This is a genomic window from Uliginosibacterium sangjuense (assembly GCF_059132465.1).
In genome coordinates, this window is the sequence record NZ_CP101132.1 from 1,462,379 (window position 1) to 1,470,000 (window position 7,622).

Annotated in this window: 7 protein-coding genes (1 of these 7 cut by a window edge); all 7 read right to left on the minus strand. The window is 66.8% G+C overall.

What is annotated here, in order from left to right; translation table 11 throughout:
- Positions 1 to 2: 2 nt before the first annotated feature.
- Tightly spaced (at most 32 nt apart), the 7 genes in view from NMB43_RS06650 to NMB43_RS06680 form a layout consistent with a single transcriptional unit that may run on beyond the window.
- Positions 3 to 1,013 carry a hypothetical protein gene (locus NMB43_RS06650; protein WP_494351367.1) on the minus strand — a complete coding sequence of 337 codons (1,011 nt, stop codon included), beginning with the start codon at positions 1,011 to 1,013 and terminating at the stop codon, positions 3 to 5.
- A 32-nt stretch (positions 1,014 to 1,045) separates the two neighbouring features.
- Positions 1,046 to 1,435, minus strand: coding sequence for a hypothetical protein (locus NMB43_RS06655; RefSeq protein WP_494351368.1), 390 nt, complete (start codon positions 1,433 to 1,435; stop codon positions 1,046 to 1,048).
- Positions 1,432 to 2,034: a hypothetical protein gene (locus NMB43_RS06660; RefSeq protein WP_494351369.1), complete on the minus strand. Its 603-nt coding sequence runs from the start codon at positions 2,032 to 2,034 to the stop codon at positions 1,432 to 1,434. Before NMB43_RS06660 ends, NMB43_RS06655 begins: the two co-directional genes overlap by 4 nt.
- Entirely contained in the window at positions 2,031 to 3,539 is a 1,509-nt protein-coding gene (locus NMB43_RS06665; RefSeq protein ID WP_494351370.1) for a hypothetical protein, read from the minus strand. The genes NMB43_RS06660 and NMB43_RS06665 overlap by 4 nt, the downstream gene beginning before the upstream one ends.
- Before the next feature lies 1 nt (position 3,540).
- Positions 3,541 to 4,743, minus strand: coding sequence for a type II secretion system F family protein (locus NMB43_RS06670; protein WP_494351371.1), 1,203 nt, complete (start codon positions 4,741 to 4,743; stop codon positions 3,541 to 3,543).
- 12 nt (positions 4,744 to 4,755) lie between these two features.
- Positions 4,756 to 6,483, minus strand: a complete 1,728-nt coding sequence (locus tag NMB43_RS06675) for a GspE/PulE family protein (protein WP_494351372.1) — start codon at positions 6,481 to 6,483, stop codon at positions 4,756 to 4,758.
- A gap of 10 nt (positions 6,484 to 6,493) precedes the next feature.
- Positions 6,494 to 7,622, minus strand: partial view of a tetratricopeptide repeat protein gene (locus tag NMB43_RS06680; protein WP_494351373.1) — the 3' portion only. Its footprint extends 68 nt past the window's final position; 1,129 of the gene's 1,197 nt are visible here — the last part of the coding sequence; its start codon lies off the right edge, out of view — the gene reads right to left on this strand; its stop codon occupies positions 6,494 to 6,496.

The following is a 7,622-nucleotide window of genomic DNA, read 5'->3' on the forward strand; positions in this document are numbered from 1 at the left end:
ACTCACGTTCCTGATTTGCATGTCACTTGGCCACTGGTGCCGTCCAGACTGCATCGGTAGCTGTTGGGCTGGTTACTGATTGCCAGCGTCAGCGACCATTGAGGCCCCGGGTTTGCAATCTTGATGTGGGAGTACCAGTCGTTGAAGCAGAGCCAGGCGACGGGTTTGCGCAAGATGGATGCATTGGCGGGGCAGTCGCCCGTGCCACTTGTTTGGGCTTGTGGGTCGAGCAGTGTGTCAAAACCGATGGCGTTCTGAAGCCGGAGCTGGGCCAGGTTCAGACTGCCTGGCGCAGATGACAGCCGAACGCCGATCTCGCCACGGATCGAGGGGGCCGAGAGGATGGTGAGCACGCGTCGGAGCAAGGGGCGGATGATCTTGTCCGCAGGGATACCCAGAGCCAGATCGTTGAATGCGCCCGTCTCCGCATGCTGTGCATAGTTGGCGTCGCCATCAGCGTTGCTACGACCGTTCTCCGCCTCCAGAAATGCAGTCGGCTGACCGTCCGAGCAAGCGTCTCCGAGACTGGCTCTATGGCCGATCTGGGGGTCCAGGGGGCGCCCCGGGGCGAGCACTATCGCGGCGAGCACGGTGTTGGTCGTGCCGTCAGACAGGTTGAGTTGGCCGAGTTGTGAGGGACTGACCTCATTGATGGCGCTTCTCTGGTTGGTGCTGCCCACATTCTTGAAGGGGCCGCTCACCCCATACCAAAGGCATTCTCCGGCACCGTCGGTGCCATGCATCATGCCTAGTTGATGCCATGGAAGGCGGCCGAAGGCGGGCGAGGTGGTGGTGCCACAGTTCATCGTGCCTTTTCCGTCCAGCGCGGGGGAAGGGCAGGGCAGCGTGCCCGGCACGTTGTCTTCGATCAAAGCGTAGGAGAGCAGAGCCAGCCGCGCTTTGTGCAGGCTGCGCAGACTTTCCCGCTGTGCCCGGCTGTCTGATCGTGTACTCGCGGCAAGGAGTCCGCGTGTGACATAGCCTGCCGCCAGCAAGGAGAACACGACCAGCATGGCGAGAAGAGCATAGCCGGAAGCCTTTCTTCTCACGGCTGCGATTCGCTCGTGGATGGGGTGCGTAGGGTCTCGCCCACGCGCAGACGTACCGAGCGTTCGCCGCTGACCGGCACCTGCGCCGAGCTGGGGTCGGCACGCAGGCTGGTCGCGCGGTCAGGGATGGCTTGCTGGTTGAGCCACACGGTACTGCGGCCGTCGGAGCGCAGCACGATGCCATCGAGCCGGATGCTGTCCTGTTGTTGCGCGTCCGGTGTAATGCGCAAGTTGCGCTCGCGCATGCCGTCCAGGCTGGCGCGGCGTTGCGGGGTGTTGAACAGGCGGCCGAGAGCCGCGTCGGCCTCGGCCGCGTACGTCGGCAGGCTGGGCTGTGTGGCAAGGGCAAGCAGCCACAGGGCTAAGGTCCGGCGCATGCGGGTCATGGGGTGGCTCCCGGGCGGGCGGCAGCCTGCTCGATGTTGATCCAGTCGATGTCGCACTGCAGGCGCAGTGTGGCCGGGTTGCTTCCTGTGCCGCCCTGGCGTTCCAGCACGCAGCGGCGCGGCAAGGTCCGGCCGGTGACCGGGCCGCGCAGGTCGGCCAGCAAGCGAAGCAGATCTCCTTCATGCAGCAGGGTGGCATTCACGCGCATGGCACTGGCCTGTACGGAGTACTCATCACGCAGATCGAGGCTGCCCAGCGTGCGTTGCGGAGCGATTTCGAAGCTCAGGTCGTCGAGACGGCGCTGGCGCGCGATGTCGCGCATCCGGTCTGCCCAGTCGAGGCGCTGGGCGGGTCCGACCAAGCCGCTGGCGAGCAGCTTGTCGAGCCGCTGCAGGGTGTACCGGATCTGTGGCTCCTCTTTCTGAATGCGCTCCAGCCTCGCCTGGGCGACCGCGCGCGCGCGCTGCGCGACGTTTGCTTCGTCCTCCACCTTTTGCAAGGCAGTCCAAGACAGCCACAGCAGGCCGGCGCCGGCCATCACCATGAGGATGGCCGCGCTGAGCCCGGGGGCGAGACTGCGCCAGGCTGCGCGATTCATGTGCCCCCCCCGGTGGCTTGCCAGCGCAGCTCGAATTCGGGCTCTCCCGGGCTCGCGTTGCTGCGCAATACCTTGTCGGCCTCGACGTCGAAGGGCTGTCGGGTCAGTGTGACCTGGCCGCCGGCCTCTTCCTGCAGCGCACTTGCAAACGCGCGGATGCGGGCCAGTGCGCTCCGGGGATCGGCCCCCGCGGTGGTCGGCAGGCGGGCCGCCACCAGCAGGGCCTGGGGCGAGGTGTTTGGGCTGCCCGGTGCGTTCAGGAGCTTGCCCTGGGCTTCCCATTCGAGGCGCATGAGTTCGACTTCGGGAAAGCGCCCCATGACCCGCGACAGCTCCACCATCGCTTCCTGCGGGCCGATGGGCCGGGCCACCAGGCGCTCATAGGCGTCGACCACGCGATTGAGCTGATCCAGGTCGCCCGGGGTGTTCGGCAGACCGCGCAGGACCTGCTGGTAGCGCGACGAAAGCAGGGACTCCTCGCTGAGGTAGCGGCTGATGTCGTCGCGCAGGGCAAAGCTGTCGACCTGCAGCTTGAGCGCGAGCACGGCACAGGCCACAAAGCACACCGCGCCGGCAGCCAGGGCTGCGCTGCGGATTTGCCAGCGGCGGTAGAAGCGGCGGTCAGCCTCGGGGGCGAGTTGGATGCGCCCGGCTTCGCGCAGCGCCAAGTGCATGAACAGAGGGCGGCTGTCCGACGAGGCCAGGCTCAGGCGCAGGCCCAGGCGCTGGATCACTTCGGCCATGTCGACCGCGCGGAAACCCAGCGTATCGCCCGCCGGCAGTTCGCGCATGAAAGGCGCGATGTCCTCATGCTGCAGCAATACCCACACCGGTAGTTCACTGCCGCGCGGCAGCCAACGCTGGGCACTGAGGTATTGGTAGGTCTTCTGGGCCTCGCGCAGGCAGTCCGGAGCCCAGCGTGCGAATGGGCCTTCCGGGGCGGGTGCCAGGCGGGCGAAACGCAGCCGGCCTTCATCGAAATAGAGCTGGCGGATGCCGGTATGCGACAGGGTCACCACCAGGCCGCGCGGGGCATCCGGTTTGATGCCGCCTAGCAACTGGCGCAGCAGCAGAGCCGGGGTGCGCAGGCTGGACACGGCGAGCGGGTGTTCGCGCATGATCGCCAGCCAGGGCTCGATGGCGCCCGGCCGGGTCAGCGCGGTGAACACGATGCGCTCGTCGCGGCGGCCGCTGGCTTCGCGGCCCAGAGACAGGGCCGTCACGTAGGGCGTACCGAAGAAGTGCTGGGTCATGCGCCGGCGCAGCAGCGCGCGGCGGTCCTGCCCCTGTACCCAGGGCACCGATTCGCTGTGAAAGCCTTCGTCGGCGAGGTCGGCCAGCACGCTGTGCAGACCGTCGATTCGGTTATCGCGCAGCCACTGGCGGAAACGCGCCTGACCCTCCTCGGTGGCCTCGAAACTGTGCGCTGGGCGCAGGCCGCCAGGACCTGCCGCAAATACGTGCAGGCCATCCTGGTCGATGCAGTGCAGCCACTGGCGCGCCATGTCAGATCTTCAGCCGGGTGATGATGTCGTAGATGGGACCGAGCACCGCCATTGTGACCCAAAGCATGACGCCGCCGAGGAACAGGATGATCAGGGGCTCCATCAGGGCTTGCAGGCGCTCGATGGCTTCGCGCACGTCCCGATCATAAAAATAGCTCACGTTATGCAAGGCCTGGTCGAGTGAGCCGGTGTGCTCGCCCACGTGCAGCATGCGCACCACCAGGGGCGGGAACAGGCCGGCCGCAGCGAAGGCGGCGGTCACGTTCTGCCCTTCCGCGATGAGGCGCTCGACACGCTCCAGCCCTTCACGTACCACGCGGTTGCCGACCACGTCCTGCGCTACGCGGATGGTGTCCAGGATGGAGATGCCTGAGCTGTACATCATGGCGAACAGACCGGCGAAGCGGGACAGGATGATCTTGCGGTACACGTCGCCCAGCAGCGGGATGTGCAGACGGAAGTTGTCCCAGTGCAGGGCGGCCCGTGCATTGCTCCTGACCAGCAGGACGCCACCCACCGCAGCGCTGCTCACCAGCGCGAGCAGCAGCGGCCAGTGGGCGACGACGAAGCTCGACAGCCCCACCAGCACCTGGGTCTGCAATGGCAGCGGCAGGCCGGTGGAGCGGAACAGCTTGGCCAACTCGGGCACCACGTAGACGAGGGCGACGAAGATGGCGCCCATGGTCATCAGCACCACGAAGGAAGGGTAGATCAACAACTTCTTGGCGAAGGAGGCTAGCTCGTCCTCGCGCTTGAGCGAAGCGGTCAAGTCGCGCAGTACGTCGGGCAGGTTGCCCGAGGTCTCGCCGGCGCGCACCAGCGAACAGAACACCGGGTTGAACACGCGGCCGTGCTCGGCGAGTGCCTGCGACAGGCTGCGCCCCCCCTCGATGCTCTCGACCACGCCGGCGACAACCTGGCGGAAGCGAGGGTCTTCGGTGGAGTCGCGCAGGTCTGACAAGGCGTCGACCAAGGGAACGCCGGCGCGGGTGAGCTGCTCCAGGTGGAAGCAGAACTGGATGCGCTCACGCAGTGGGACCCCCGCGCCATAGAGATACAGGCGGTTGCGCGTGGGCTGGCCGGTGATGAGGTCCAGCTCCATGCGGCGCAGGCGCATCTCCAGGTCGACTAGGTTGAGCGCCTCCATCTCGCCGCGCATATGGCGACCGTTGTGTGTGACGGCTTTGTAGGCGAAGACGGCCATGGAACGGCGTGCTTACAGCTCGGCGCTGAACATGCGCTCGGTGAGATCGATCACGCGCGCCAGTTCGTCTAGTGTGGTCTGACCGTCGATCACCCGCCGGATGCCGTCCTCGGCGAGGGTACGGAAGCCTTTGGCGCGCGCCGCGTTGCGTACTTCGCGGTGGGTCGCGCGGCGGGCGATCAGCTCGTCGATGTCGGCGTCGATGCGGATCAACTCCATGATCGCCATGCGCCCACGGTAGCCGGTGCGGTTGCAGCGCTCGCAGCCGACGGCCTCATACAAGGTGAGCGCGCGCTCCGAGGCCAGGCCCAGCAGACGGTACTCGTAAGGCTCCGGCTTGCGTGCGCGGCGGCAGTGCGGGCACAGCTTGCGCACCAGGCGCTGGGCGACGACGCCGATGATGTTGCCGGCCATGATGTCAGGCACGATGCCTATGTCCAGCAGGCGCGGGATCACCCCGATGGCGGAGTTGGTGTGCAGGGTGGAGTAGACCTGGTGCCCCGTCATGGCGGCGCGGAAGGCCATCTCGGCCGTCTCGGCGTCGCGGATTTCGCCGACTAGGATCACGTCCGGATCCTGGCGCATCATGGCGCGGATGCCGTTGGCGAAGTCCAGCTTGGTGGCTTCCGACACCGAGGTCTGGCGGATCATCGGCATCGGATACTCGACCGGATCCTCGAGGGTCATGATGTTGATGCCCTCGTCGTTGATGTGATTCAGGATCGAATACAGCGTGGTGGTCTTGCCGCTTCCCGTGGGGCCCGAGAACAGGATGATGCCTTCGGGGCGGGCGATCATCAGCTTGAGCATTTCCAACTGCGCGTCGGTGAGGCCCAACTGCTCCAGCGGAACGATGCCCTTCTGCCGGTCCAGGATGCGCAGCACGATGTTCTCGCCATGGATCGTGGGCTGCGAGGACACCCGAAAATCGACTGGCCGGCCCCGCACGTTGAGCGAGATGCGCCCATCCTGCGGCGCGCGCGTCTCCGCGATGTTGAGCCCGGCGATCACCTTGATGCGCACCGCCATCGCCGGCCAGTAGGACTTATGCAGCACGCGGATCTGGCGCAGCAGGCCGTCGATGCGGTAACGCACACGCAGGAAGCTTGCTTCTGGCTCGAAGTGGATGTCGGACGCGTCGCACTTGACCGCATCGGTCAGCAGCGCGTCGATCAGGCGTACCACTGGCTGGCTGTACTCGTCCGACGAAACGGCCAGCGAGCGGAAGTCGATCTCACCGGTCTCGATCTCGGTCAGGATGCCGTCGATGGACAGATCGAACCCATAGTACTGGTCGATCGCACGGATGATCTCGCTCTCGCCGGCCAGCAGCGTTTCGACATCCGAGTCTTCGGGCAGCAGGGCGCGCAGCTTGTCGACGGCCACGATATCGTCGATGTCGGCGATGGCTACGGCCAGGCGGCGCGCATCGGCATCCCAGCGCAGCGGCATCACGCGATGGCGTTTGGCGATCTCGACCGGTACCAGCGCCAGCGCCTCGGCATCGGCGATGGCATGGACGAGATCGATGCTCTGCTTGCCTAGCGACTGCGACAGCGCGTCGCGGATTGTCGCTTCGGTGACGAAACCGAGGTCGACCAGCAATTTGCCCAGCGCAGTGTTGGTGCGCGCCTGCTCGTGCAGGGCGATGCGCAACTGGTCTTCGCTGATCACACCCTGGGCGATCAGTTGCTGACCCAGGGGTTGGTGGCGCGAGAGCGGAGACAGGGGCGAGTTCATCCCGTGACCCTCAGCGCGGCGTCGTCAAAGCGTCGGCGCGCTGGCTCGCCTGTGCGGGCGAGAAAGCGGCCGGACGTTGCTGCGCCGCCAGCGCCGCCCGGGTGTAGAACTGGCGGGCGAGGGCGCCCTGCCCGACATGCTCCAGGCTCACCGCGAGGTTGAACAACACGTCCGGATTGTCCGGGTCCAGCGTATAGGCCTGGAAGTAGGCTTGCTGCGCATCGCCCCAGCGGGCCTGCCGGCCCAGCATGTTGCCCAGCGCAAAATGGCCTGCCACGGACTGCGGCTGGGTGGCGATCAACTCGCGCGCACGCGCCTCCGCGTCCGGCAGGCTTGACGCCGCCAGTAACTGCAACAGCTGAGCCTGGGCCTGCGCATCGCTGGGGTCGGCCTCCAGGGCTGCCCTGAAGTGGCGCTCGGCGCCACGCGCGTCACCTTCTTTCAGCGCGATGCTGCCCAAACCATTCAGGGCATCGACGTTGCGTGGCCGAGTGCGCAGAACCTCCTGGTAAAGGCTGCGCGCCTGCGGCAGCTCACCGCGCGTCAAGGCCGCGTAAGCGGCCTGCAGCGTTTGCGTAAGTTGGGTGTCGCGCTCGACGGGCCCGCCTCGACGGATCGTCACTGTGGCCGGAGCCGCCGCCGCATCGGCGCTGCCGTCCCGCAGCTCCAGCGTCGAGCCCTGGCTACGGGACTGGACCGGACTCTGCACGACCGGGCGTGCCGGTGCGGGAGCACTTTCCCGGGCGGGTTCGTACGGCATGGCGGCCACTGGCGAGGGCGCCGGTGCGATCACTGGTGCGACAGGCTCGGAGGCTTGTGATGCGGGAACGATCGGGCGGGCGAGGGCCGGCCCAGGCTGCAGGCCACGTGGCTGAAGGTTCCACCACAAATACAGTCCGCTCGGGACCATCAGGCACAGGGCGATGACCGCCACGACCAGCGGCAGGCGGCTGGGGGCTGGTTGCTTGACCTCGAACAGCTCGCGTGCAGCCTGCTGGCGGACGGCTTCGCGGACGCTGGCCTTCTCCGGTTGGCGGGAGACGACGCTCGGCGCGGCAGGCGTCGCGGGCTCCGGTGCCGTCATGTCGGCTTCTGCCTCGGCTGTCGGCAGGGGCTCCAGCGCGAAAGCCAATTGATCC